Source organism: Prauserella salsuginis, assembly GCF_024648885.1.
Classification (GTDB): domain Bacteria; phylum Actinomycetota; class Actinomycetes; order Mycobacteriales; family Pseudonocardiaceae; genus Prauserella; species Prauserella salsuginis.
The window spans coordinates 263,712-289,620 of the sequence record NZ_JANBBF010000008.1; the positions used below are offsets into that span (position 1 = coordinate 263,712).

Annotated in this window: 19 protein-coding genes; 14 read left to right on the forward strand and 5 right to left on the reverse strand. The window is 71.6% G+C overall.

The annotated features are described in order from the left end of the window. The first annotated feature begins 103 nt into the window (after positions 1-103). The 12 genes from LY40_RS02730 to LY40_RS02785 are packed head-to-tail and all read left to right on the forward strand — an operon-like array spanning position 104 to position 13,481. Entirely contained in the window at positions 104-1,009 is a 906-nt protein-coding gene (locus LY40_RS02730) for an oxygenase MpaB family protein (protein ID WP_183785876.1), read from the forward strand. After that, entirely contained in the window at positions 1,009-1,818 is an 810-nt protein-coding gene (locus LY40_RS02735; protein ID WP_183785878.1) for an MlaE family ABC transporter permease, read from the forward strand. The genes LY40_RS02730 and LY40_RS02735 overlap by 1 nt, the downstream gene beginning before the upstream one ends. After that, on the forward strand, positions 1,818-2,663 hold the full coding sequence (locus LY40_RS02740; protein WP_183785880.1) for an MlaE family ABC transporter permease: 846 nt from the start codon (positions 1,818-1,820) through the stop codon (positions 2,661-2,663). Before LY40_RS02735 ends, LY40_RS02740 begins: the two co-directional genes overlap by 1 nt. A gap of 2 nt (positions 2,664-2,665) precedes the next feature. Then, complete coding sequence (locus LY40_RS02745; RefSeq protein ID WP_258936254.1) at positions 2,666-4,009, forward strand: MCE family protein; 1,344 nt, start codon at positions 2,666-2,668, stop codon at positions 4,007-4,009. After that, positions 4,006-5,040: an MCE family protein gene (locus LY40_RS02750; protein ID WP_258935836.1), complete on the forward strand. Its 1,035-nt coding sequence runs from the start codon at positions 4,006-4,008 to the stop codon at positions 5,038-5,040. The genes LY40_RS02745 and LY40_RS02750 overlap by 4 nt, the downstream gene beginning before the upstream one ends. Then, entirely contained in the window at positions 5,037-6,044 is a 1,008-nt protein-coding gene (locus LY40_RS02755) for an MCE family protein (protein WP_183785884.1), read from the forward strand. The genes LY40_RS02750 and LY40_RS02755 overlap by 4 nt, the downstream gene beginning before the upstream one ends. Beyond that, the gene (locus LY40_RS02760) at positions 6,041-7,153 is read left to right on the forward strand and encodes an MCE family protein (protein ID WP_183785886.1); all 1,113 of its coding nucleotides are present in this window, start codon (positions 6,041-6,043) and stop codon (positions 7,151-7,153) included. Before LY40_RS02755 ends, LY40_RS02760 begins: the two co-directional genes overlap by 4 nt. After that, entirely contained in the window at positions 7,150-8,358 is a 1,209-nt protein-coding gene (locus LY40_RS02765) for an MCE family protein (protein ID WP_258935837.1), read from the forward strand. Before LY40_RS02760 ends, LY40_RS02765 begins: the two co-directional genes overlap by 4 nt. Further along, entirely contained in the window at positions 8,355-9,677 is a 1,323-nt protein-coding gene (locus LY40_RS02770) for an MlaD family protein (protein ID WP_258935838.1), read from the forward strand. Before LY40_RS02765 ends, LY40_RS02770 begins: the two co-directional genes overlap by 4 nt. Further along, positions 9,677-10,513 (forward strand): Rv1363c family protein, encoded by an 837-nt coding sequence (locus tag LY40_RS02775; RefSeq protein ID WP_258935839.1) that lies wholly within the window; start codon positions 9,677-9,679, stop codon positions 10,511-10,513. Before LY40_RS02770 ends, LY40_RS02775 begins: the two co-directional genes overlap by 1 nt. 14 nt (positions 10,514-10,527) lie before the next feature. Next, the gene (locus LY40_RS02780) at positions 10,528-12,366 is read left to right on the forward strand and encodes an AMP-dependent synthetase/ligase (RefSeq protein ID WP_258935840.1); all 1,839 of its coding nucleotides are present in this window, start codon (positions 10,528-10,530) and stop codon (positions 12,364-12,366) included. 5 nt (positions 12,367-12,371) lie between these two features. Further along, entirely contained in the window at positions 12,372-13,481 is a 1,110-nt protein-coding gene (locus LY40_RS02785; RefSeq protein ID WP_258936255.1) for an acyl-CoA dehydrogenase family protein, read from the forward strand. A gap of 83 nt (positions 13,482-13,564) precedes the next feature. Here the strand turns inward: LY40_RS02785 and LY40_RS02790 are convergent, their stop codons facing one another. Then, a complete protein-coding gene (locus tag LY40_RS02790) occupies positions 13,565-14,776 on the reverse strand; it encodes an ROK family transcriptional regulator (RefSeq protein WP_183785897.1) in 1,212 nt (403 codons plus the stop codon). A 421-nt stretch (positions 14,777-15,197) separates the two neighbouring features. On the opposite strand from LY40_RS02790, the gene LY40_RS02795 reads away from it, so the two are divergent. Next, the gene (locus LY40_RS02795; RefSeq protein ID WP_258935841.1) at positions 15,198-16,205 is read left to right on the forward strand and encodes a sulfite exporter TauE/SafE family protein; all 1,008 of its coding nucleotides are present in this window, start codon (positions 15,198-15,200) and stop codon (positions 16,203-16,205) included. An 82-nt stretch (positions 16,206-16,287) separates the two neighbouring features. Here LY40_RS02795 and LY40_RS02800 read toward each other — a convergent pair whose 3' ends face one another. The 4 genes from LY40_RS02800 to LY40_RS02815 form a co-directional block, all read right to left on the reverse strand. After that, positions 16,288-21,840: an ATP-binding protein gene (locus LY40_RS02800; protein ID WP_258936256.1), complete on the reverse strand. Its 5,553-nt coding sequence runs from the start codon at positions 21,838-21,840 to the stop codon at positions 16,288-16,290. Between the two features lie 353 nt (positions 21,841-22,193). Next, positions 22,194-22,907 (reverse strand): GntR family transcriptional regulator, encoded by a 714-nt coding sequence (locus LY40_RS02805; RefSeq protein WP_258935842.1) that lies wholly within the window; start codon positions 22,905-22,907, stop codon positions 22,194-22,196. A gap of 9 nt (positions 22,908-22,916) precedes the next feature. Continuing rightward, positions 22,917-23,429 (reverse strand): FmdB family zinc ribbon protein, encoded by a 513-nt coding sequence (locus LY40_RS02810; protein WP_258935843.1) that lies wholly within the window; start codon positions 23,427-23,429, stop codon positions 22,917-22,919. A 33-nt stretch (positions 23,430-23,462) separates the two neighbouring features. After that, positions 23,463-24,284 (reverse strand): N-acyl homoserine lactonase family protein, encoded by an 822-nt coding sequence (locus tag LY40_RS02815; RefSeq protein WP_258935844.1) that lies wholly within the window; start codon positions 24,282-24,284, stop codon positions 23,463-23,465. A 646-nt stretch (positions 24,285-24,930) separates the two neighbouring features. On the opposite strand from LY40_RS02815, the gene LY40_RS02820 reads away from it, so the two are divergent. Next, a complete protein-coding gene (locus tag LY40_RS02820; RefSeq protein ID WP_258935845.1) occupies positions 24,931-25,875 on the forward strand; it encodes an HTD2 family dehydratase in 945 nt (314 codons plus the stop codon). Positions 25,876-25,909: the final 34 nt, after the last annotated feature.

Genomic DNA, 25,909 nt, shown 5'->3' on the forward strand with positions numbered 1-25,909 from the left:
TAACCCGCTGCCGCACAGCAGCAGCGCGGGAATACTTGACAACGTCCCGTGTCAAGACGCTATGTTAATCCAGATTCGCAATGGTGCTGAATTTGGAGGGACCATGGCCGAGACCTCCCCCATCGATGAGGCCACGCTCCCCGGCCCCGGCTCGGTGACGTGGCAACGGTTCGGTGTCGCCCCCGGCGCACTGCTCGCCGGAACCGGTCTGCTGCTTCAGGTGGCCCATCCCGTGGTCGGCCAGGGAGTGCTCGACCACTCCGAGTTCCAGCAGCACCCGTGGAAACGCGCGTGGGGAACCCATCTGTCCACGATGCGGTTCGTCTACGGGATGGGCGACGGGGCCCGCGCCGAAGGTGACCGACTCATCGCACTGCACCGGGACATCAAGGGGGTCGACGGCGAGGGCAGGCGATATCACGCCCTGAACCCGGAGGCCTACGCCTGGGTCCACACCACGCTGGCCAAGTTCATGGTCGACACCGCGGCCTGGTTCTGCGAGCCCATGACACCTGCGGAACTGGCCCGGATGTGGCGGGAGTGGCGCGCGATCGGCATGGCACTCGGCCTGAAACCACACCACCTTCCCATCGACTGGCCGGGCGCCGAGGCCTACATCGACGAGATGGTGCGCGACCGCCTCGAGGCGAACCGGAGCACGGCCGACGTGCTCGAGGCCTTGACCCGTCCCCGGCGCCCCGCCCGCGCACTGCCCGCTCCACTGTGGAATGCCGGCATCGCCCCCGCGGCACGGCTCGTACGGCTGACCACGGTTGGCACGCTGCCGCCCCTGGTGCGCGAGCGACTGGGTCTGGAATGGACCGATTCCGACCGGCGCACACTCACACGGCTCGCCTCGATGGTCCGGGCCACCCACCGCAGGGCCCCGGAGCCGCTCCGGTACTCCCCGCTGGCGTACTGGCTGATCGTGCGGGGCCGCCGCGCTGCACGTCACCGCGTGGCGGGTCACCGCGCAGGTGGCGCGGACGGCTCCGCACGGGCAGCCTGATGGCGTTCTCCCCGCCGCCCACTCGCACGGCCGTCGGTGACGCGTTCGCCCAGGCCGGGATGCTGCTGAGTTTCACGGCGAGCACGATCGCCGCGCTCGGCCGCACCGTCGTGCGCCGTCGGCTGGCCTGGCGGGACGTCCTCGACCAGACGTGGTTCCTCGCGTCGGTCACGACGTTTCCGTCGCTGCTCGTGACGGTGCCGCTCGGCGTGGTCGTCGCGCTGAACGTCGGGTCGATGGCGGGGCAGCTCGGCGCCGAGGGATACGGCGGCGCGGTCGTCGCGTTCGTCATCGTCGCACAGGCGTCTCCCCTGATCTGCGCACTGATGATCTCCGGTGTGGGCGGCTCGGCGGTGTGCGCGGACCTCGGCGCGCGGACGATCCGCGAAGAGGTCGACGCCATGGAGGTCATGGGCATCCCCGCGATCGAACGCTTCGTCGTGCCACGGGTGATCGCCGCCGTGGTGGTCACGACACTGCTGGCCTGTCTCGTGATGGCGGTCGGGATCAGCGCGAGCTACGGCTTCCAGACGCTCGTGCTCGGCGACTCGCCGGGCAGTTTCCTCGGCAGCCTCACCGAGTTCTCGCGCGTCGAGGACTTCGTCATCGCCGAGATCAAGGCCGCCGCGTTCGGCGTGATCGCCGCGCTGGTGGCCTGTTTCAAGGGCCTCACCGCCAAGGGCGGGCCGAGCGGCGTGGGCGACGCCGTCAACGAGGCCGTCGTGCTCGCGTTCATCCTCGTGTTCGTCGCGAACACGGTGCTGACCGAGCTGTACGCGGCGATCGTCCCGGCAAGAGGGGCGTACTGATGCCCGTGACCGTCTCGCGCCTCCCCGCCAGAGCGGCACGCCCCGTGGTGGACGGGTTCGCCGCACTGGGCCGGCACTCGACGTTCTACGCCCGGGTGCTCGCCGCGGTGCCGACCGTGCTGGTGCGCTACTGGCGGCACGTGCTCCGGCACGTCAACGACATCAGCTTCGGCTCGGCCTCGCTACTGGCGGGCGGCGGCACGATCGGCGTGGTGTTCGCGATGTCGGCGGTGGCCAGCACGCAGATCGGACTGGAGGGCTACCGCGGTCTCGACATCATCGGCCTGTCCCCGATGACCGGCCTGATGTCGGCGCTGGTCAACACCCGGGAGATCGCCCCGGTGGTCGCGAGCGTGGCGCTCGCCGCGAAGGTCGGCACCGGGTTCACCGCCCAGCTCGGCGCGATGCGCATCTCCGACGAGATCGACGCGCTGGAGACCATGGCTGTGCCGTCGGTGCCGTTCCTGGTCAGCACCCGGATGGCGGCGGCCGTCATCTCCGTGGTCCCGCTGTACCTGGTCGGGCTCTTCGCCTCCTACGCCGCGACGAGCCTGGCGGTCACGCAGCTCAAAGGCCAGTCGAGCGGCACCTACGACTACTACTTCCAGCTGCTGCTGACCCCGGGCGACGTCGGCTTCTCCCTCCTGAAGGCCGTGATCTTCGCCGTGATCATCACCCTCGTCCACTGCGGCTACGGCTTCCACGCCGCGGGCGGGCCCGAGGGCGTCGGCAAGGCCGCGGGCCGTGCCTTGCGCACGAGCATCGTCACCATCGCCGTCGTCGACGTCCTGCTGACCCTCACGATCTGGGGCACGCAGCCCACGCTGCCGGGATTGGGGGCGTGACGATGCGATCGCACCGGCGCGACACCGGCCGCACCGCACTGGCCCTCCGCGGGCTCGCCGTCGCCACCGCGCTCGTGGTGTGCACCGGCGTGCTGGTCGCCGGCGCGGGCGACGGGCTGCGGCCCGCACCGGAGGTCACGGCGGTGCTGCCCGCGTCGGCCGGTCCGGTGCGGGAGAACTCGGCCGTGCAGTACCACGGCGTCACGGTCGGCAGACTCGCGGCGGTCGACGGCGGGATCGACGGCTCCGAGCTGCGGCTGCGCATGGACGAGGAGTTCCTCGGGCAGCTGCCGGCCAACGTGCGCGTGCGGGTGCTGCCGCGCACGCTGTTCGGCGACCAGTACGTCGACCTCGTCGTGCCCCGGGGCGCCGAGCCACGCGGCACGCTCGGCGCAGACGCGAGGCTGCGGCCCGACACCTCGCGGCGCACCGTGCAGCTGTACTCGGCCTACACGCGGCTCTACGACGTGATCACCGCGCTGCGGCCCGCCGAGCTGCAGGTCGCGATCAGCACACTGGCCGACACGGTCCGCGGTCGCGGGGAGCGCCTCGGCCGCATGATCGACGACGCCGACGCCCTGCTCACCGAGACCTCACCGCTGCTGGAGACGCTCGAACAGGACCTCGACACGGTCGCGCGGCTGTCGTCGGACGCCGAGGCCGCAACCCCCGACCTCCTCGCCACCGTCGACAACGTGGCCTCGCTCTCCGCCACGATCACCGAGGAGCGGGGGTCGATCGGGGCGCTCCTCGGCTCCGGCATCGAGCTCACCGACACCGGCCGCCGGGTCGTGTCCGATCACGCGCAGCGGGTCGTCACCCTCGCCGAGTCGACCCGACCGATCGCCGACGTGCTGGCCCGCTACCCGGACGCCGTCGGGGAGACGCTCGACGCGGCGCGGTTCTTCCTCCACCGCGGTGCCCGCACGTTCGCCACGGGGAACTTCAAGATCGACGCTGCGCTGACGCTCGACCAGCCGTTCCCGTACACGTCCGAGGACTGCCCGCGCTACCCGGGACTGGCGGGGCAGAACTGTGGGCAGGCCCCCTCGTCCCGGCACGACCGGAGGTTTCCGCAGCCGCAGCGGGACTCCGGAGCCGACCGAACCCCGGAACGCAGCGGCGAGACACGGCACCGCGGCGAGATTCAGCGGCGAGGCTTCGGCGGCGATGCCGTCATCGGCGGCACGAGCGGGCCCGTGGGCAGCGCGCAGGAGAAGCGCTCGCTGCGAGAACTCGGCGGCCTGCTGCCGGCCGGTCCTCGCGCCGAGACGTCGCGGGATCCGGACCTGCTCGGCCTGATGCTGGGACCGCTGGTGCGGGGCGAAACGGTGGTGGTCCCGTGAGGCTCACCCCGATCGTCACCAAGCTGACGGCATTCGTGGCCGCGTGCGCGCTCGCGGCCGTACTCGTGGTCAACACGCTCACCGACCCGCTGCCCGGCGACACTCGCACATACCACGCGGTGTTCACCGACGCCCACGGTCTCTACGCCGGGTCGGACGTGACGATCGCGGGCGTGCGGGTCGGCACGGTGCGGGACCTGCGCCTCGACCGGGGCCGCGCGCACGTCACGTTCGAGGTGTCCACCGACCAGCGCGTCCCCGCCGGCGTGCACGCCGCCATCCATTACGCCGACCTGCTCGGCTCGCGCCACCTCGCACTGGCCGCCGGTCCCATCGGGGACGCGGCGGCCCGGGAGGGCGCCGACGACGACGAACAGCTGCAGCCGGGTGCCACGATCCCCGTGTCGCGCACCCGCCCTCCCCTGGACCTGACCGCGCTGTTCAACGGGTTCAAGCCGCTGTTCGAGGCGGTCGAACCCGGCGAGGTCAACCGGCTCGCGCGCACGATCGTCGCCGTGTTCCAGGGCGAAGGCCCGGCCGTCGAATCACTGCTGTCCAATGTGGTCTCGCTGACCTCGACGGTGAACGACAAGGAACAGGTCCTCGACCGGCTGCTGCGGAACCTGACGTCGGTGCTCGACACGATGAACGGCCACACCGAACAGTTCACGGCGCTCGTCGGCGGGCTGAAGCGGCTGACGTCGTACGCCGCGCAGCACCGCGGCGACATCGCCACCGCGCTCGACAGCGGCACGAAACTCGCGGGATCGCTGAACACGCTGCTGGCGGGCATCACACCGAACCTGTCCGAGGACATCACCGCGCTGAAGACGGTGAGTTCCTCGCTCGTCGACAACACCGGGCGGTTCGACACGCTCATGGCCGAGGCACCCGATCTACTCGACACCGTCGGCCGCGCGACCGACTACGGGTCGTGGGTCAACGTCTACGTCTGCAACCTGCGCGTGGACGTCACCGGTGATGCTCCCGTCAACCTCAGCCCCGGGCCGCATTCAGAGGTGTGCCGATGAGCCGGCTTCGTGTTCTCGCACGGGCGCTCACCCGGCGCGGTCCCGTGTTCTCCGGCGTCGCAGGCGCTCTCGTGCTGGCTCTGCTCGTCGCGGCGGCCGTGGCCGTGCCCCAGCTGCGGTTCCGCGCCGACACGGCCGAGTTCACCGCCGAGTTCGCCAACGCGGCCGGGCTCGCGGCGGGCGATCAGGTCCACGTCGCGGGCGTGCCCGCGGGCCGGGTCGTCGCCGTCGAACTGGCGGGTGACCACGTCGACGTGCGGTTCCGGCTCGACGAGGTGCAACCGCTCGGCCGCTCCAGCAGCGCCTCGGTGAAGCTCGCGACGGTGCTCGGCACCCGCTACCTGGCGGTACATCCCCGCGGCACCGGCGAACTCGCCGACGCCACCATCCCCCGGAAGCGCACGTCCGTGCCCTACAGCCTCGCCGACATCGCCGACGACGCCCACCGCACCACAGGCGAGCTCGACACGACACAGCTGCGCACCATGATCTCCACTCTGCAGGAGGCCGCACCGGACGGTGCGGTGCTGAGCGAGGCACTCGAAGGAATCCGCCGTGCCGCGCAGATCGTCGGCGACCGGGGCGAGCAGTTCCAGCGGCTGCTCGGCGGCGTACGCACGCTGACCTCCACGCTGGCCGGACAGCGCGGCCACCTCACCGCACTGCTCGGCGACGCCAAGCTCGTCGCGCAGACCCTGACGCAGCGGCGCGAGACGATCCGCACCCTCGTGCGCGAGGTCGACGCGCTCACCGCTGCACTCGACGAGGTGATCCGGGAGAGCAAGCCGACGTTCTCGCCGCTGCTGACCGACCTGCATTCGATCACCACGACGCTCAAGCGCAACGACCGCGCCCTCTCCCGGACGCTCGAGAAGCTCGGGCCGGTGAGCCGCTACGTCACCAACGCGACCGGCAACGGCCCGTGGGGCGACGTCTCCGGCCCGGTCGGCCCGCTGCCGGACAACCTGTTGTGCCTGGCCCGGCTCGTGGAGGGATGCCGATGACCGAGCGGTCCCCGGCGGCCGGCTCACCGCGCCGCCCGCTCACCCGCATCGTGACGATCGGACTCGTCGTCGCGCTCGTCGCCGCGTCGGGCTGGTACGTCCTGCTGCGGCCGGACCCGCAGCTGCGCATATCCGCCGACTTCGCCACGGCCGACGGCATCTTCCCCGGCAGCCGGGTCGCGTTGCTGGGCGTGCCGGTAGGGCGCGTCGAACGGACCGCCCCGCGCGGCGACTCCGTGCGGGTCACGATGACCCTGCCCGGCGACACCAGGCTGCCGACGTCGGCACACGCCTACATCATGAACCCCGCCGTCGTCAGCGACCGCTTCGTCGAGCTCTCCCCCGCCCACACCGGCGGTCCGACGCTCGACGAGGGCGCCGTCATCCCCGTCTCCCGCACGCACGCCCCGGTCACCTGGGACGAACTGACCGCCTCGCTCGACACGATCCTGACCACGTTCGGTCCGGACGGCGAGGGCAGTGGCGGCCTCGGTGAGCTGGCCTCCACCGCCGCCGATTCGCTGGGCGGCAACGGACCCGAGTTCCGGGCCGCGCTGAACACCCTCGCCGGGGCCACCGAGGTCGCTGCGGGCAGCACCGGCGACCTCGGCGCCGTACTGGACAATGTGGACACCCTGCTGACGGTCCTGAAGAACCACCGCTCCACGATCGACGGTCTGACCACGACGGTGACGACCGCGTCGGAGGATTTCAACGCGCAGCAGCAGTCCGTCACTCGCTCGATCAGCAGGCTCTCGCGCGCCCTCGGCACGCTGAACACACTGCTGCGCAAGCACGGCGAGCAGCTGCCAGGGGACGTGTCCCGGCTGACCCGGTTGTCGACCACGCTGGTGTCCCGCAAGGAGCAGCTCGCCGAGACCCTCGACACGTTGCCGCTCGCGCTCGACAACTTCGACCGCGCGGTGTCCGACGACGACCGCCTGCGCATCCGGCTGAACCTGTCCACGAATCTCCGCCAGTTCGGCACCACGGCGAAACTCTGTGACCGGCTGCCGCTCCCCCTGTGCAGCGGCGCCGGGATCGTCAACCCGGTCGACTTCCCCAACACACTGGGGATCCTGGATCTGCTCAGCGGGGGTCGCCGATGACGCCTCGCACCCCGCGCACCCTGGTGGCGGTCGCGCTGTCGGCCGCACTGCTGCCGGCGGCCGGCTGCGGCATCAGCCTGCAGCGCACCGCCTCCTTCGGCGGCCCCGCCGACACGTACTCGGTCACGGCGGTCTTCGCCGACGCCGCGAACCTGCCGGAGGGCGGGATCGTCCGCATCGGACAGGCCGAGGTGGGCCGGGTGACGGCCATCCGCGCCGAGCGTTTCCGGGCACACGTCGACCTCGAGATCGACACGTCGGTCCGGCTCCCGGCCGACACGGGGGCACGGCTGGAACTCACGTCGGCGCTCGGCGACCAGTTCGTCGTGCTCGAACCGCCCCGCTCCGGTGACCGCGCGGGCGGCGGGCCGGGGCGGCCCCGTTCCGGTGGCGTCCCCGCGGCCGACTCCCCGGCAGGTGGACGGACGCTCGCCGACGCCGCACGCATCCCGTTCGAGCGAACCTCCCGCGGCCCCGACGTCGAGGACACGCTGGCCGCGCTGGGCACGCTGCTCAACGGTTCGGGCCTCGACCAGGCCCGGACAGTCGTGCGCGAGGTCAACACCGCGCTCGGCGGCCGGGAGGCGAAGGTCCGGCGCATCGTGGAGCGGCTGGACGACGTCCTCGGCAGGCTCGCCCGCCGCGGCGACCAGATCACCGGCGTCATCGACTCGATGGACACGGTGGCCGCGACCCTGAAGAAGGGCACGCCGACGCTCGAGAAGGGCCTGACCGACATCCAGCCCGGGTTGCAGACCCTGCTGGACGAACGCACCCGGTTCACCACGCTGTTGCGAAGCGTCGGTTCGCTCGGCGCGACGACGCGCACCCTGATCGACAAGACCGGCGGCGCGCTCACCCAGCAGCTCGACGAGCTCCGCCCCGTCCTCCACGAGCTGTCCACGCTGGACAGCAAACTCGGTCCGACACTGCAGTCGCTGACCCGTTTCTCCCGGGCGCTGCGCAGCGCCACCCCCGGCGACTACCTGAACCTCGACGGCACGGTCAACGTGCCCACCGGCGTCGCCGAGCTGCTCGACATCGACCTCTACGGCGAGAACTCGGGACCGCCCGCCCTCGACCTCGGCGACGCGGCCGGCGCCGGGAACGGCGGGGGCGGTAGCGGTACCACCGGGGCCGGTGCCCGCACACGTGATCCCGGGCCGGGTGGTCTGCACCGCCTGCTGGGAGGTGGCCTCCGATGAGCAGGCTCGCCCTCGCCCAGCTGCTCGTGTTCGCGATCGTCGCCGTGGCCTGCGGCTATTACGTCGCCGACCGCGTGTTCGGGCCGAACGCCACCGGCGACCCGATCACCGTGACCGTGCGCATGCCCGACACCGGTGGGCTGATCACCGGCTCGCAGGTGACCTATCGCGGCGTCGGCGTCGGTGAGGTCTCGGACGTGCGGATCGCACGCGACCGCGAGGGCGTCGAGGTGGTCGCCTCGCTGCATCCCCGCACGCGCGTCCCCGCCGACACCGACGCCGTGGTCACCATGGAGAGCCCCGTGGCGATCCTCCGCCTCGACTTCCGGCCCGACGACCGTTCCGGGCCCTACCTCGCCACCGGCGACACCGTCACCGCCGACCGCACCCGCAGGCCGCTCCCCCTGGAAGCGCTGCTCGGCGACTTCGTCCGGCTGGCCGACACGCTGCCGACCGAGGACGTCTCCGTGCTCGCCGACTCCCTCGCCACCGGACTGCAGAACGCCACCGGCGACCTGGACCGGATCCTCGAGGGCACCGACGCGCTCCTCGACTTCGGCAGCGAACGCACGGACCAGCTCGAGCGCATCCTCGAGAGCGGCAGGCTCGTCGCCGAGACCAACGGGTCCCGGCTGCGCCAGCTCGCCTCCGCCATGCGCAGCCTCAGCGGCGGGCTGCGCGCCACCGCGCCGGAATTGCGGACGCTGGTCCGCAACGTCCCCGAACCGGCGCGGCGGGTCACGGAGCTGATCGAACGCACGGAACCGTCGCTCGGCACGCTGCTGGGCAACCTGGTCACGACCACCCGACTCGTCGGCATGCGCGGGCCCGCGGTGGAGCAGCTCCTGCGCTCGGCGCCGAAGGCGTTCCACTCGCTCGGCAGCGTCGTCGACGGGGACACCGCCAACTTCTACCTCGTCGGCACGCAGGGTCCGGTCTGCTACAACGACACGCCGCGCCGGGCACCGCAGCGCACCGAGCCGCGCGAACCGCAGTGGCAGTGGCACTGCACCCCCGGGCAAGACCTGAACCAGCGCGGCGCGCAGCACGCTCCCCGCCCCGATGCGGGGGTTCCCACCTCGTCCGGCTCCGACGCGAACACCGATCCCGCTCCTCCGGCCGGCGGCACCCACAGCGATCCCTCCCCCGACGCCACCACCCACGAACCTGCAACCCACGAACCTGCGACCCACGAAACCGCGCCCCACGAAGCCGCCACCGGTGAGCGCGCGCCGTTCACGCTCGGCACCACCGGCGGCCAAGCCGCCGTGCTCGGGCCCCGTTCCTGGTCCTCACTGTTGTTGCAAGGAGTTCACTGATGCACTCTCCCGACCCGGCCGGCCGGAAACCGTCGCCCCGACCCCGCTCGATCGCCGACGACGATCCACCCGACGACACCGCCGGCGCCGCACCCGATGCAAGGTCCACCGAGGACTCCACGAGCGGGCCTGCCGTACCCACCACCGTCGCGGTGACGACACGTGCCGACACCGCGGCCGGGTCCGACGCCGCACCGTCCGACCCGGCCGAGGCGACCCCCACCGAGGCGACCCCCACCGAGGCCGACGCGCCCGATCCCGACGGGTCCGAAGGCGACGTGTCCGAAAACGACGGGTCCGAGGTCGACACCGCGGCCGACGACGGCGCCGAGCCGCGTGGCCGTGCCGCGACCCTGGCAGCGCGGCTGCGGCCGCGGCGGATCCTCGCCGCGGTACTCGTGCTGGCGGTCCTCGGCGGCCTTGGGGTCGCCGCGAGCGCGTTCTTCGCCCAGCGCGCCGAGCAGCAGGCGCGGACCGAGGCCCTCGCAGCCGCCGAGCGCTACGCGGTGGACCTGTCCTCGTACGACCACGAGGACCTCGACGGCAACTTCCGGACGGTGCAAAGCAATGCCACCGGCCAGTTCGGACAGCAGTACCGGCAGGTGAGCGAAAACCTGACGACACTGCTCAAACAGCACAAGGCGACCTCGGAGGGCAACGTCGTCCGCGCCGGGATCGCCGAGGCGGGCGCCGACCGCGCCGTCGTCCTGCTGTTCGTCGACCAGACGATCAGCAACACCAACACCGACCAGCCCCGCGTCGACCGCAACCGGATGGAGATGACCTTGGTCCGCCACGAGGACCGGTGGCTCGTCGACAAGGTCACCCTGCTGTGAGAGGAACCCATCGCATGCTCACTGAATCCGACGTGCGCGCCAGCCTCGGCGACGCGACCGTCCCCTCGCTGGTTCGCCGCAACGCCGAGCGCTGCGGCGACAAGCCCGCCCTGTCCGGATCCGACGGCACCCACACGTGGGCCGACGTGCGCGAGCAGATCGCGGCCGTCGCCCACGGGCTGTCGGCCGCCGGGCTCGGCCGGGGCGATCGCATGCTCATCGACGTCACCAGCCGCCCCGAGCACTGGATCGTCGACTTCGCCGCGGTGCACCTCGGCGCGCTGCCGTGCACGACCTACGCCACGCTCTCGACCGAGCAGATTCGGCACGTGGCCACCCACAGTGCGGCCACGGTCGTCGTGCTGGAGGGAGCCGCACAGCTGCACCGGTGGCGGCCCGTGCTCGACGCTCTGCCGAATCTGCGGGCGGTCGTCGTCCTCGACGCCGCGGAGATCCCCGAGGGCGAATCCGTGTTCGTCTCCTACGACGAGCTCCGCCGCGGTGGAGCCGATCTGCACCGCCGCGATCCGGCCGCCGTCGAGCGGTGGGCCGACACTCCGCGGCAGTCCGATCCGGTGTGCATGATCTACACCTCCGGCACGACCGGCGCGCCGAAAGGCGTGGTGTTGAGCCATGAGAACGTGCTGTACCAGGCAGCGGCCCAGGAGCTGATCCGCCCGGTCGAGGACCACCCGCGCATGGTGGCCTACCTGCCACTGGCGCACGTGGCCGAACGCGTGCTGGGGATGTACCTGCTGCTGCTGTCGGCGGGCCACGCCACCGTGTGCCCGGATCAGGCGCAGCTGGTGCCGACACTGCAGAAGATCCGCCCGCACGGCTTCTTCGGGGTGCCGCGCGTGTGGGAGAAGATCGCGGCCGGCATCCAGGGCATCCTCGGCGGCCTGCCCGAGGACCAGCGCGCCGCGATCGAACGGGCCCGCGAGGTCGCCGCGACCGTGTACGGGATCCGCGCCGACGGCGGAGAGCCGGCGCCCGAGGTCGCCGACGCGTTCGACCGCGCCGACCGGGCGGTGCTCCGGCCGTTGCGCGAACAGCTCGGGCTCGGCGAGGCCGAGCGCCTCGGCAGCGGCGCGGCCCCGATCCCGGCGTCGGTGCTGGAGTTTTTCGGCAGCCTCGGCATGACGATCATGGAGGTCTGGGGCCTGTCGGAGACGACCGGTGCGGCGACCTCGACCCTCCCCACGAGGTACCGCGCCGGTACCGTCGGCATGCCGATGCCGGGCATGGCGGCACGGATCGCCGAGGACGGCGAGGTCGAGGTGCGCGGCCCACTGGTGTTCCTCGGCTACCTCGACGACGACGGCGGCATCCGCCGGGACACCGACGCCGACGGCTGGCTGGCGACCGGCGACATCGGCTCCTTCGACGAGGACGGCTTCCTCACCATCACCGACCGCAAGAAGGAGCTGATCATCACCTCCAGCGGCAAGAACGTCTCCCCGAGCAAAGCCGAAGGCCTGTTGCGCACCCATCCGCTGGTCGGCTGCGCCGCCGTCATCGGAGATCAGCGGCCGTACGTCACGGCGCTGCTGACCCTCGACGAGGAATCCGCCCCGGCGTGGGCGAAGGCGCGCGGCATCGACACGACCGATCTGGCCGAGCTCGCCGAGCACCCGGACGTGCTGGCCGCGCTCGCCGACGCCGTCGAGACGGCCAACGCCGAGCTGGCTCGGCCCGAACAGATCAAGAACCACCGCGTGCTGCCGCAGCCGTGGACACCGGAGAGCGGCGAGCTGACCCCGACGATGAAGCTCAAACGCCGGGTGATCAGCGACCGCTACGCCTCCGCCATCGCATCCCTGTACGCCGACGGAAAGGCGAGCACCTCGTGACACTCATGACCCTCACCCAGGAGCAGCAGGACTTCGTCGACGCCGTCACCGACTTCTGCCGCCGCGAGGTCAGCGACGACGTCGCTCGGCCGCACGACGACGGCCTCTACCGGAAGATGGCCGACCTCGGCTGGCTCGGCGTCACGACACCCGAGGAGTACGGGGGTGCGGGCCGCGGCATGCGGGACCTGTTACTGCTGCTGGAGACCAGCGCCCACGGCAAGGCCCCGACGGGCGGTTACGCGACGTCGGTGATCACCGCGGCGGCGTTCGAGAAGTTCGGCACGCCCGATCAGAAACGCACCGTGCTCGGCGACTTCGTGGCCGGCGACGTGCTGTCCATCTCGATGTCCGAACCCGGAGCGGGATCCGATGTCGGCGGGCTGATTTGCCGTGCCGAGAAGGTCGACGGCGGCTGGGTCGTGGACGGACAGAAGACGTGGTGCTCGAACGCGCACATCGCCAAGCACATCCTCCTGGTGGCCCGGACCTCGACCGCGGGCGGCAAGCACGAGGGGCTCACCATGTTCCTCGTGCCCGCCGATGCGGACGGGCTGGCGATCCGCGGCATCGAGACGATGGGCGGCCGTGAGGTCAACGACCTCTACTTCACCGACTGTCATCTTCCCGAGGACGCAGTCGTCGGGACCTGCGGCCGCGCGTGGCCGCAGCTGATGGCCGGGCTGAACATCGAGCGGATGATCCTTGCCGGGCTCATGCTCGGCACGGCGCGGCGGATCTTCGACGACACCGTCGCCTACGTGACCGAGCGGGAGCAGTTCGGCCGCCCGATCGGCTCATTCCAGGCACTCAAGCACCGGATCGCCGACCTTGCCACCGACCTCGAGGCGACCCGCCTGCTGGTGCACGACGCCGCCGCGCGCATGGACGCCGCCCCGGGCGAGCTGTTCCCGCGCGAGGCCTCGATGGCCAAACTGAAGGCCACCGAGCTGGCCAAGACCATGGCCCTGGAGGGCATGCAGATGATGGGCGGCTACGGCTACGCCACCGAGTACGGTATGGAGGCGATGCTCCGCTCGACCGTCGTGTCCACCGTGTACGGCGGGACCAGCGAGATCCAGCGCGACATCATCGGCAAGACCTACGGGCTGTGACGGGTCGGCGGTGGTGGTGCGCCGGGCGGCGCACCACCACCGGCCCTCCCGCAGACACCGTCTCCGGCACACGTCCGGTCCGCTCACGCGTCCCGGCGCTCGCTCGGCGCCCCGGCGCCGAGCAGCGACAGCGGGTGGTCGTAGAGCTGGGTGAGCAGACCCGTGCACGCCGCCATCGCCTGCACGTTCCGCCCGAACCGGGTCACGGTGATCAGGTCCGTGCCCGGCAACGTCGTGGCGGCGGCGAACTCCTCCCGCACCGTGTCGAGGTACGCGGGCGCCTCGGTGATCGCCTGCCCGCCGAGGACGACGAGTTCCGGGTTGACCAGGTCCCGCGTCATGGCGATCGCCCTGCCGAGGGCGCGGGCGCGTTGGGTGAGCAACTCACGTGCCCGCGGGTCCCGGTCGGCCGCGGCGACGAGGTCGCCCAGTTCCGAGCCCGTGATGATCCCGGCGCTCCGGGCGCGTTCGACCACTGCCCGTTCCGCGACCGTCGCCTCGAGGCAGCCCGTGCGCCCGCACTCGCACCGCACGTCGGTGCCGACCGGCAGGTGGGCGATGCTGCCGGACTGGCCCGGACCGCGATGCAGCACCCCGTCGACGGCGATCGCCACGCCGGCCATCTCCCGCGCGTAGAAGTACAGCGAGCTGGCAGCGCGGCCGGACACCCCGAACAGCAGTTCCGCGGTCGCCATCGCGGGCACGTGCCCGTCCAGGTGCACCGGCAGCCCGGTCACCTGTTCCAGCACCGCGCGCGCAGGCACGCCGCGCCAGCCCAACGGGCCGTGGTCGAGCAGCCCGCGCTCGGCGTCGACCTGTCCGCCGATGGCCAGTCCGATCCCGATGATGCGCCGCTGCGGCCATTCGGCCAGGAAGGTGCTCACCTCGTCGCCGATGGCCCGCAGCACCTCGGTCGCCGAGCCCTGCGGGGTCGGGATGCGCTCGCTACCCAGCAACGTGCCGGAGAGGTTGGTCAGGCCGTAGGTCGTGGTCACGATGCCGATGTGGACGCCGCACGCGGCGATGACGTCGTCGTCGAGCCGCACCGGCACCGTCGGCCTCCCGATCCCGCCGCCGGTCGCCATCTCGGGTGCTTCCCGCAACAACGCCAGGTCGGTCAGCGCGGTCACCTGCCTGCTGACCGTGGGCATGCTCAGCCCGGTCAGCCGTGCGATCTCCGCGCGCGACAACGGACCGTCCGTACGCGCCGCGGCCAGCACCGCGGCCGCGTTCGACTCCCTCACCCCGCCCGCGCCGGGGACGTCCCGGACCGACTCCGGTAGTCGCCTGCCCACTCGTTACCTCGCTTTCGTCTCGGTCGAAACCCTACGTGCTCACCGGCCATCCCACCGGATTTCCCACACCTCGAAACCGACGGGGTATTAATTTCTCGATGTTGCAGAATTTCTTTTCACCAAGTTAGAAAAACCGTGTCACCCGTCACGTTCCACAGTTTTCCGAAACAGTGGACCGCGGGATGATCGTCGTGCCAGCATCGGACACGCGGCAGGCACGACTGTCTTCGCCTGCGACCACACGCGCCTTCGATCGGACTCCACCATCGTCCGAACAGAGCCGCGGGCGACGCGGTGAGCGGCAGAAATGCGCCCACCACGGACGGGAAAAGGGTCTCGCCGCATTACTGAACACGCTCGACACCGGCAATTCCGACAACCTGTGAAATTGCCGGACACCTTTCGATTCACCGGGGGCGGCATGCACACACTTCTCCTGTTCGGACTGGCCGGATTCCTGGCCCAGCTGGTCGACGGCTCGCTCGGCATGGCCTTCGGTGTCACCGCCACGACGACGCTGTTGGTGGCCGGCACCACGCCGGCCGTCGCCTCCGCGGCCGTGCACCTTGCCGAGGTCGGTACGACGCTGGCGTCCGGCCTGTCCCACTGGAAGATGCGCAACGTCGACTGGCGCGTCGTCGCAACGCTGGCCCTGCCGGGAGCCGTCGGAGCAGTGCTCGGCGCCTACGTGCTCACGTCGCTTGCCACGTCGTCGGCCGAGTTGTGGATCACGACGATCCTGCTACTGCTCGGCCTCTACGTGCTGATCCGGTTCGCGTTCCTCGAGCTGGGCTCGCTGATCACCGCGAAACGGCCCGGTGCGCGATTCCTCGCCCCGCTGGGCGTCGTCGCCGGGTTCGTCGACGCCAGCGGTGGAGGCGGCTGGGGCCCGGTCGCGACCACGACCCTGCTGTCGTCCGGCAGGCTCGAACCGCGCAAGGTCGTCGGCTCGGTGGACACCTCCGAGTTCATCGTGGCGATCGCCGCGAGCGTGGGCTTCCTGTTCGCGCTGTCGCACACCGACGGCATGAACTACACGGTCGTCGCGGGGCTGATGATCGGCGGCATGATCGCCGCGCCGTTCGCTGCATGGCTGGTGCGCAAGCTGCCACCGCGGATCCTCGGAGCGGCGGCCGGTGGGCTCATCGTGTTCACCAACTCGCGCTCCCTGCTGAACGCGCTCGACGCTTCGACGACGGTCACCGTGGCCGTACTGGCGGGCATCGGCGTGCTGTGGGCCACCGGCCTCACCGCGGCGATCCGCTCCATCCGGGCCGAGCGACGCCTGAACGTCCTGGCCGGCGAGACCGATCCGGACCCCGGCAACACGGCCACCGTCGCCGGTGAGGTCACCACGCACGTCGTCGCCGACGTCGCCGACGACGACGCCGTGTCCGCCACCCGAAACCGGCCGGCCGAACACACCTGACGGCCGAGAACCACGTGGGCGGGGCCGGGGATCGCTCCCCCGCCCCGCCCACGTGCGTGCCAGTTCGCCTCGGACCCGGTCGTCAGGACCGTTCGATCGCCTCGATGATCGCCGGGCGCAGCTGCTCGGGCCGGATGACCGCGTCGACCGAGCCGACCTCGACGGCGCGGGCGATGCTGTGGATGCCGTCGAACTCCGCGGCCACCTCGCCGAGCTTGTCGGCACGCACCTCGGCGCGCACCTCGGCCAGCGTGGCGGCCGCCGCAGCACGGTCACCGCCCTCCGCCGCGGCCGCGGCCCGCTGCGCCTCCTGCACGCGCGGATCCGCCGCCGTGCGCGCGTCGACATCCGCGGAGAACACCACCGCGGCGGCGGGCGCACCGCCGAGCACCGAGGCATACGAACCGTCGACGGCCAGCACCGTCATGTTCGGGTTGAGCGCCTTGGAGAACACCACGAACGCGCCCCCGTGGTAGCGCGAGATCACGCAGAACACGATCGGCCCGTCGAAGTTCACGATCGCCCTGCCGATCTCGGCGCCGTACTCCAGCTGGAGCTTGCGCATCGACTCGGGGCTGCCGTCGAACCCGGACAGGTTGGCCAGCACCACGAGCGGCCGATTACCGCTCGTCGCGTTGATCGCGCGCGCGGCCTTCTTCGACGACCGCGGGAACAGCGTGCCCGCGGTGTAGGTGTCCGGACCGTCCGTCGGCGGGAACCCACGGCGCGGCACCGGTCGCGATTCGATGCCCAGCAGGCACACCGGGCGCCCGCCCAGGTGCACGTCCTGCACGACGGCGGTGTCCGCATCGGCCATGCCCGCCCAGCGTTCCAGCACCGGGTGGTCCTGATCGGACAGTGCGCGCATCACGGTGCGGATGTCGAACGGCTTCTTCCGGTCCGGGTTGGACTCGGCGGAGAAGATCTCCCCGACAGTGCTGAAGTCGCTGCCCGCCACGTGGTGCGGGAACCCGGAGACGTCGCGGTCGGCAGGGTCGACCGTGCCCGCCACCCGCGGCGCGGACTCCCCCGCCGCCACGTACGTGTGGTCGTAGTGCCGCATCAGCACGTCCCGCGCCCCGGCCAGATCGGAGGCCCAGTACTGCGCCTGCCCGTTCGGCCCCATCACCCGGTCGTAACCGCCGATGCCGAAGTTGTCCTCCGCCGAGACGCCGCCGGAGAAGTCCAGCGACTGCTTACCGGTGAGCACCATGGCCGAATCCGGCGTCATCACCAGGATGCCCTTGGTGTGCATCAGCATCGTGGCCTCGGCGTTCCAGTACGGCTGGGCGCCGACGTTGATGCCGGCGACCACGATGTTGATCTCACCGCCGGCCTGGGTGAACTCCACGATGCGCTTCAGCGCGGCCGCGACCCAGTCCATGTTCTCGGTACCCGAGTCCATCGCGATGCGGGCACCCGCCGACAGGGCGAACCATTCGACCGGCACCTGCATCCGGTCGGCCAGGTCCAACGCGGCGATCACACGCGCGCACTCCGGTTCCGACAGTGATCCCAACGACTTCGTGGGGTCACCCAGCAGCACGACCCGGGTGACACCGTCGGGATGCAACGCCGTCGGGGTGGACACGACACCCGCGACGATGCCGGTCGTGTTGCCACCCTTCGGCCGATCGACGGGGACGAGCGCACCGGCCTCGTCGAGGTCGTGCTCGGTGAACGTCCCGTCGCTGCCGGCGAGCATCGCGGTGAGTTCGTACGGGTACACCGCACCGCGGCGCCGCGCCCGCAGCACCTTCTGACCGTAGTCGTCGAGCGGCCGGATGTCCTCGGACGGCGGTTCGACGACCTCGACCTTCACACCGGAGCCGACGTCGTAGCTGATGCGCACGGCGGTGTCGCGCAGCTCGCCGTGCTCCTCGTCCGACCGGCGGCCGATCAGGAGCACCTCTTCCAGGCCCGCGCCCGCCGTGGTGGGCAGCACGCGCCGCGCGATGGCGTCGACCTCGTCGAGCGTCAGCCGGTTGGGCGGCCAGACGTACAACAGCACCCGGTTCGTGTCGAGCCGCTTCTTGGCCGGACGCCCCGCCTGCTGCTGCCGGATCGCCGCCACGCACGCGTCGAGCGTGTCCTCGACGTCCGGCAACGCCAGGATCCGGCCGGTGTCCTCGTCCTTCAACGGCGTCAGGTCGCGCACCTGCGCCATCGCCACGAGGCGCTCGTCGGCCTCGTTGCCCGTCGCCACGGCGCGGTAGAGGTAGACCTCCTCGTCGTCCGACGGCAACCGGGTCAGGTCGAAGTTGCGCCACCGGGGCAGCTGCAGCCGCTGCGCGATCATCGGGTGCAACCCGCGGATGACCCGGTCCTCGGCCAGCCCATCGGCCGTGGCCGTGAACGTGAAGTGGTGGTGCATGGCCGCTCCGGTGCGGCCGGCGACGCTGGCCGTGACCCGCACCGTACGGTCCGGCAGCGGAGCCGCCGCGAGTTCGTTCCGGAGGCGCTCGGCCATCGCGTCGGCGTCGCCGGGCTGGTCGGGCCAGGTCACGTAGACGTCGGCCACCACGTCGGCGGGTCCGCCGTCGGCGGGTCCGCCGTCGCCCGGTTCGCCGTCGGCCAGTGCCGCCACGACGCCGAGCGCGTCGCCGAACCGGGCCATGTCGGTCGCGGTGCTGACGAGCCGGTACCTCGCCGGATCGGAACCGCCTGGCCGGTATTCGCCGGTGACGCAGTCGAATCCGGAGCTGCGGCCCGTGTCGATCCCGTGCAGTCGGCGGGAACCGTAGTAACGCCGGGCCAGCACCTCGAGCATCGGCCGCTGATCGGTGCCGGGACGCACCATGCGCTGGGCGAGCACCCGGACCAGCGGTTCCGGGGTCGCGACCATGGCGGCGATCCGCTCGTCGCGGTCGGGCGCGTCCGGATGGGCGTCGAGGTGCCGCAGGTGGCGGCGCACGGCGGTGTAGCTCTCGGCCCGGTTACGCCGGTACATCGGCTGGCCGAACCACCGGAACACCAGACTCCTCGCCAGGTCCGTGACCACCGGGAACCGCAACTGGGTCGCGACGACGAGGTGCTCCAGTGCCTCCCCGACCGTCAGCCGCACGGCCTCCGGCGGAGCCGGTTCGGTCAGCCACTGCTGCAGCACCGCCGTCACGACGGCCGCATCGGCCGTGCCGCGCTGCTGTGCAAGGAAGATACGGAAGACCGCCTCTTCGAGCTGCGGGGTGCGGTCGAGCTCGGTGACGCCGTAGTGCCCGAGCACGCGGGTCAGCTTGGCCAGGAACCCCTCGGACAACCCGGCACGCTCGGTGTCGAGGCTCTGCAGGTAGGTGTGGAAGTACTCGCGTGCACTGTGGACGCTGGCCCCGGCGTCCTGATCGGCCTGCCCGCCGACGACCGGCCGATTGCGCGTCAGCTCGCACAGGTCGGCGAACACCCGCAGCAGACCGGCCTCCCCGGACAGCGGGCGGGTGCCGTCGTCGGCCAGCTGCGCCCGGGCCTTGGAGTACCCGACCGGGGCGCCGGCGTCCTCGTCCGGTCCGATGTCGAAGCCCAACAACCGCCAGTGCAGCCGGTCCAGACCACGACCGACCTGATCGGCCGCCGAGCCTTCCGGGGGCGCGACAGGCAGCTCCAGATCCACGCGCTGTGCCACGTCGGCGGTCTCGGCGGTCTCGGCGGTCTCGGCGGCGTCCTCGTCGGCCACCGGTTCGAGCCGCAGCAGCGGCGCGCCCGCCTCGACCTGGCTGCCCACCGATACCGGGCGCTGCACCAGCCTGCCGCGGAACGGTGCTCGCAGCACCGTCTCCATCTTCATGCTCTCCAGCACGAGCACGGGTGCGCCCGCCTCGACCTCGTCGCCCGGTTCGATCGGCGTCGCCACCACGAGCGCAGGAGCCGGTGAGCGCAGCACGCCGCCCTCGTCCCGGCTGACCCGGTGGGTCACGCCGTCAACCTCGACCAGGTGGACCGGTCCGTGCGTGCCGGTCACGAGGCGGTACCGGTGGCCGTGCACCGTGACCTGGCCGCTCCGGTCGTCGAACCGTTCCAGCGTGGCGTCGAACGCCGGTGCCGTCCCCGCGCCGTCGATCTCGACCCGGAACCGCCGTGGCCCGGTCCGCGCGACGGTCACGCGATAGCCCGCACCGCGCAGCTTCAGGTCAATCGCCGTGGCACCGTCGTGCCGCACCTGGGGCCGCCCGCCGTGGGCCGTGGCCAGCAGGCGCTGCCGTTCCGCCTGCTCACCCTCCTCGTAGGCCTCGATCGCCGCCGCCGCGAGCGCGACCCCGGAGTGGCGGTGCGAGGCCAGCCTGCCCTCCGCGCGCACCCGGTCGATCCAGCCGGTGTCGGCGCTGCCGTCGATCACCTCGGGTGCGTCCAGCAGGTCGAGCAGGAAGCTCTTGTTGGTGGCACCGCCGTCGATGAGCACGGTCGTGTCCCGCACCGCGCGGCGCAGCCGGGCGAGCGCCTCGTCCCGGGTGCGGCCATAGGTGATGATCTTCGCGATCATCGAGTCGAAGTCCGCCGGGATGTCGTCGCCGGCGCCCACCCCGGTGTCGACCCGGACCCCGGGACCACTCGGCAGGTTCAGCAGCGAGATGTGCCCGGGGGCCGGTGCGAAGTCGCGGTCCGGGTCTTCGGCGTTGAGCCGCGCCTCGACGGCGTGACCGAGCTCCTGCGGCTGCGGACCGGTCAGTGCACCGCCTTCGGCCACGTGCAGCTGCGCCTTGACCAGGTCGAATGACGTCGTCGCCTCGGTGATGGGGTGTTCGACCTGCAGGCGGGTGTTCACCTCGAGGAACGCCAGCAGTCGCTCACCCGGGTGGTACAGGAACTCGACGGTCGCCGCACCGCGGTATCCGACGGCGAGCGCGAGCCGTTCGGCCGAGGCCTTGAGCTCGGCCACCTGCTCGGCCTCGAGCCGCACCGACGCCGACTCCTCGATCACCTTCTGGTTGCGGCGCTGCACCGAGCAGTCACGCACGCCGAGGGCCCAGGCCGTGCCCTGGCCGTCGGCGATCACCTGCACCTCGACGTGCCGCGCGCCGGTGACGAGTCGTTCCAGGAACACCACGCCGCTGCCGAACGCACGCTCGGCCTCGGCACTGGTCCGTTCGTAGGCTTCCGCCAGATCATCAGCGGTCTCGACCACGCGGATGCCGCGGCCGCCACCGCCCGCGGTCGCCTTCAGCATCAGCGGGTAGCCGATGCCGCCCGCGGCCTCGAGCGCACCGTCGAGACCGTCGACCGGACCTCGGCTCCACGGCGCGACGGGCACGCCGACCTCCTCGGCGATCAGCTTGGCGCCGATCTTGTCGCCGAGCCTGCGCATCGCCTCCGGGGACGGGCCGACGAAGGCCACGCCGAGCCGTTCGCACAGCTGCGCGAACGCCGGATCCTCGGCGACGAATCCCCATCCGACCCACGCCGCGTCCGCTCCCGAACCGGTCAGGGCGCGCTCCAGCACCGCCATGTCCAGGTACGGCCGGTCGGCGGCGTTGCCCAGCTCCCAGGCGTGATCCGCTTCGCGCACGAACGTGGCGCCGCGGTCGACGTCGGTGTGGAAGGCGATCGTCTCGCGACGACCCCCGTCCTCGGCGTTGAGTTCGCGCACGGCACGGATGAGCCGCATCGCGGCCTCACCTCTGTTGACGATGGCGATGCGGGTGAACAACCTGGGCAAACCTCACAACCTGCTGTCACGCCCCGGGCGGTGACTCCGGGCTCTCGCGTTCGGGTTTCTTCGCGTTCGGACGTCGGTGTCCGCGACACGCGTGCGGACACAGGCGAACCGGGTCCCGGCACACGTCCGTCCGCGCTTCCCCAGCTTCCCCGCACGGGCGCCGGCTCCGGAATGATCGCAGCCGCCACGTCGCACCGGGGCGGTTTGTAGAAATCCACCAAAAATCGACGCGGTGGGACGCGGACGGGCCACGAGCCGCCGACCTCGCGCCGACGGCCGGACCGCACCCCTCCGCGCCACGACGGCGTCGGCAGGGCCCGGCCGCGCGCAGGGCCGGGTGCGGGTCAGGCCAGGATGCCGTGCTTGGTGAGGTGAGCGACGAGCAGTTCACCGATGTGTTCGATGTGCCCGACCATCGTGCGGCGCGCGGCCTCCGGGTCCCGGGCGCGCAACGCCGCCAGGATCTCCGCGTGATCGTGGGCCGACGCCGACGGCCAGCCTTCGATCGTGCCGAAGAAGCGCAGCGGCACGTAGTTGACGGTCAGGTTCAGCAGTGAGGCCATCCGGGCCGAGCCCGAGGCCTTGTTGACCGTCCGGTGGATCTCGTGGTTGAGGCTGTCGACCAGGTCGGTCTCGCCCGCCCGCTCGGCATCGGCCAGCTCGTCCTGGACCGAGCACAGGCGGGCGATCTCGGCCTCGTCGAGGTGTTCGGCCGCGCGCGCCGCAAGCTCACCCGCGATGTAGGCCTGCACCTGGAACAGGTCGCGTACGTCGCCGCCGGTGAGAGCCACGACGCGATAACCGCGCCGCGGCTCCCACCGCACCGAGCCTTCGCTGTGCAGAATCATGAGCGCCTCGCGCACGGGCGTCTGACTGACGCCGAGCTGTGCCGCGAGGTGCTCGGTGCGGACGAACTCCCCCGGCGGGAACTCGCCCACCATGATGCCCTCGCGCACGTATGCGGCGACGCGCTCGCTCAGCTGCTGCTTGTCACCGAACGGGCCGCGCCGAGCGGGCACCGCCCGGCCGCGGAGCGCCTCTTCTGCGTTGTCGGTCACCGTTCGATTCTAGGCGCGACCGTGATCACCTCCCGTGACGCCGGAGCCGCCGGAGGCCGCCTCGCCGGAGGAGCCACCGGTGGACGCCCCGTCACCGGGGCCGCCGACACGACGGGAGCGCGCCGCGTCGGCGGCCGCCGCGCTCGCGTCGCCGGAGGCCGACGCACGCTGCGCCAGTTCGCGGTACGTCAGCGGCGCCCGCTCGAACCGGCCCTCGTGGGCGGCGACCGCGTCGCGGCGGGTCGACAGTTCCGGGTACTTCTCGGCCAGTCGTTCGCGGTGTTCGAGGTTCCGCCGCCACTGGGCGACGTACTCGCGGTCACCGCGCCCGGTGCCCTCCCACGAGGTCGGGGCCCGGTCCGGCCCCACCGGCGGCCGGGCGCCGCCGGCGAGCGAGACCGCGGACGGCAGTCTCGCCGTGGTGGCGCCACAGGCCGGGCAGTCCGGGTCGGGGCTGCGCCAACTGGGTTGGAGCTTCTCGAACCGTGCCCCGCATGCACAGCGGTAGTCGAACAGCGGCATCGTCACCACCTCCTTCGCGTGCTCCGCAGCGGTTCACGTGTAGTAGTTGCCCGGTCCGGTCCTGAGTTCGGCCATCTGGTCGGCGGCGTGCCCGAAGACGATGGTCGCGCCGGTCTTCTCCTCGACGGAACGGATCTTCTCGACCGAGGCGAACCAGGCGACGGTGTCGTAGACGATGCCGGCCGCGATCGGGGGCGGGCCGTAGCTCTCCCGCAGGTACAGCGAGTCGGACGTGAACAGCATCGTTCCGGAGTCGGCGAGGTCGACCTGCAGCGACAACGTGCCCCACGTGTGGCCGGGGGTCCGTAACAGCGTCACGCCCGGCAACAGCTGGGTGTCCTCGGTGATCGTGTCCAGTTCGAGACCGTCGTAGTCGGACTTGATGTGGGCGCCCTTGTTGTAGCCGTCGAAGCCCAGCGCGCCCTGCTTCTCGGCCTCGTCGACGACGATCCTCGTTCCGGTGTCCTGCCACAGCTTCGCGTTGGCCGCGTGGTCCATGTGCAGGTGCGACAGCAGCAGGTAGTCGATGTCGCCGGGTTCGAGGTTCAGCTGGTCGAGCCGCGAGTCTAGCCACGTGTCGTCGGTGACCTCGTCGACCGGGAAGAACTGGTCCAGCCCGGTCGGGCCCCAGCGCTGTTCCCAGTCGCGCGGGACACCGGCGTCCCACAGGAGTTTCGTGCCGTCGGGGTGTTCGATGTAGACCACGTGGGTCGGCACCGGCACCCAATCGCGCTGTTTTCCGGGGTTGCCGCGCGTCGCCATCCGCTGCGGGTCGATGAGCAGCCACGTCAGGTCGGCGTGCATCGTGCCCGTCGGCAGGATGGTCACCTTGATCTTGTCGGCGTCCGTCGCCATCGCTTCCTCCACTGGATATGCGGGTCACCCGCACCCGGAGCCTCGCCCGGTGCAGGCCGGGCCGCCGGGAGCAGACACGTCGTCGGGTCGTGCTCGGGTCAGGGAGTCCGTTGACGCCGCGGGTCACCCGCGGCCGCCTCGCATGCGCCGCCCACCTCCTCCGTTCCGCCGTCACCGGGCCGCCGTCACCGGGCGACACCGCCGGGATGCCGCCGCTCGTGTCAGCGCTCTTTCCTCGGTACGCCGGACGCGGCCGGAAGGGAATCGGTGACCCACCATCCGACGAATCGTCGAGCCGCTGCGCGCGCCGCACGCGGGCCGGCACACGCGAACCCGGTGACGGCCCACGTGCCGAGGTGGAGCTGCGCCGTGCACCCGTCACCGCCCCGACCGGAGCAGTCCGTCGGCAACAACCCTGAGATGGGAGTGATGTGAACCACAACTATGGATCCTGTTGCCGGATTCTATAGAATCCAGTCATCATGAGAGCACCGTGCGACCACGGCACGCACGGCCGCACGCCTGCCCCGCCACCCTGCTCGCCGAGAACGCATCCGGCTTGCACCGCGGCGACAGGTCCGCCCCGCCCACCGGCACCCGCCGGCATCCGACCTCCACGAGCGTCGGCACGACCATCAGGAGCGACATGGATCCGAACGGCACCGGGAAGCCGCACCGTGCCACCGCACCGGACGGCGCCACGGACACGGCGGCGTTGAGCGGCGTTCCGGGCCTGCGAGAGCACCTCGACGGCTGGAACCCGCCGCCGGTCCGGGACTCCGGCGTCGTCGCGCCGGAACCGGTGGCAGCACTGTCGGCGTTGTTCGACCGCCCACCGGCCGCGACACCCGGCGACCCTCTCCCACCGCTGTGGCACTGGCTCCATCTCCTCGACTGGCCCGAACAACACCGCCTCGGACCCGACGGGCATCCGCTCACCGGGCCGTTCCTGCCGCCGATCCCGGACCGCAGGCGCATGTTCGCGGGCGGGCGGGTGCACTGTCCGGCTCCACTCGTCGTCGGCACGACAGTCGAACGGACGTCCTCGATGACCGCATGCACCGTCAAGGACGGCCGCAACGGCCAGCTCGCGTTCGTGACCGTCCGGAGCGACTGGTACCAGGACGGCGAACTGCGCGTCACGGACGAACTGGACTATGTCTACCGCTCCGGTGACGAGGGCCCACGCGTCTTCGACGTCCCGACCGATCCCCCACCGGACGCCGATACCGATACCCGCGTGCCGTGGCGCCTCACCCCGGACACCTCTCCGGTGGCGCTGTTCCGGTTCAGCGCGTTGACGGCCAACGCGCACCGCATCCACTACGACGCGCCCTACGCCCGGGACGTCGAAGGGTATCCGGGGCTGGTCGTCCACGGCCCGCTCCTCGTGCTGCTGATGTTGGAGGCCGTGGGCCGTGCCGACTCCCGGCCGGTGGCCGAGGTGCGGTTCCGGCTGCGGCGCCCGGTGTTCAGCGGCATGCCGGTCCTCGTCCGCGGTGGCCCGGACGAGGCGGGAGGGGCGGCCATGGCGGTCGCGAGCGCCGCCGACGACCGCCACGCGACCGCGGACGTGCGGTTCCGCAGCTGACCGGCACCCGCCGGATACGACAACGAACGACTCT

What these genes read in the sequence shown, in the direction of transcription:
- LY40_RS02740 (WP_183785880.1), top strand. Translation starts at nt 1,818, where the DNA reads ATGCCCGTGACCGTCTCGCGCCTCCCCGCCAGAGCGGCACGCCCCGTG.
- LY40_RS02760 (WP_183785886.1), top strand. Translation starts at nt 6,041, where the DNA reads ATGACCGAGCGGTCCCCGGCGGCCGGCTCACCGCGCCGCCCGCTCACC.
- LY40_RS02795 (WP_258935841.1), top strand. Translation starts at nt 15,198, where the DNA reads ATGCACACACTTCTCCTGTTCGGACTGGCCGGATTCCTGGCCCAGCTG.
- LY40_RS02770 (WP_258935838.1), top strand. Translation starts at nt 8,355, where the DNA reads ATGAGCAGGCTCGCCCTCGCCCAGCTGCTCGTGTTCGCGATCGTCGCC.
- LY40_RS02765 (WP_258935837.1), top strand. Translation starts at nt 7,150, where the DNA reads ATGACGCCTCGCACCCCGCGCACCCTGGTGGCGGTCGCGCTGTCGGCC.
- LY40_RS02755 (WP_183785884.1), top strand. Translation starts at nt 5,037, where the DNA reads ATGAGCCGGCTTCGTGTTCTCGCACGGGCGCTCACCCGGCGCGGTCCC.
- LY40_RS02810 (WP_258935843.1), bottom strand. Translation starts at nt 23,429, where the DNA reads ATGCCGCTGTTCGACTACCGCTGTGCATGCGGGGCACGGTTCGAGAAG.
- LY40_RS02820 (WP_258935845.1), top strand. Translation starts at nt 24,931, where the DNA reads ATGGATCCGAACGGCACCGGGAAGCCGCACCGTGCCACCGCACCGGAC.
- LY40_RS02785 (WP_258936255.1), top strand. Translation starts at nt 12,372, where the DNA reads ATGACCCTCACCCAGGAGCAGCAGGACTTCGTCGACGCCGTCACCGAC.
- LY40_RS02780 (WP_258935840.1), top strand. Translation starts at nt 10,528, where the DNA reads ATGCTCACTGAATCCGACGTGCGCGCCAGCCTCGGCGACGCGACCGTC.
- LY40_RS02730 (WP_183785876.1), top strand. Translation starts at nt 104, where the DNA reads ATGGCCGAGACCTCCCCCATCGATGAGGCCACGCTCCCCGGCCCCGGC.
- LY40_RS02745 (WP_258936254.1), top strand. Translation starts at nt 2,666, where the DNA reads ATGCGATCGCACCGGCGCGACACCGGCCGCACCGCACTGGCCCTCCGC.
- LY40_RS02775 (WP_258935839.1), top strand. Translation starts at nt 9,677, where the DNA reads ATGCACTCTCCCGACCCGGCCGGCCGGAAACCGTCGCCCCGACCCCGC.
- LY40_RS02815 (WP_258935844.1), bottom strand. Translation starts at nt 24,284, where the DNA reads ATGGCGACGGACGCCGACAAGATCAAGGTGACCATCCTGCCGACGGGC.
- LY40_RS02735 (WP_183785878.1), top strand. Translation starts at nt 1,009, where the DNA reads ATGGCGTTCTCCCCGCCGCCCACTCGCACGGCCGTCGGTGACGCGTTC.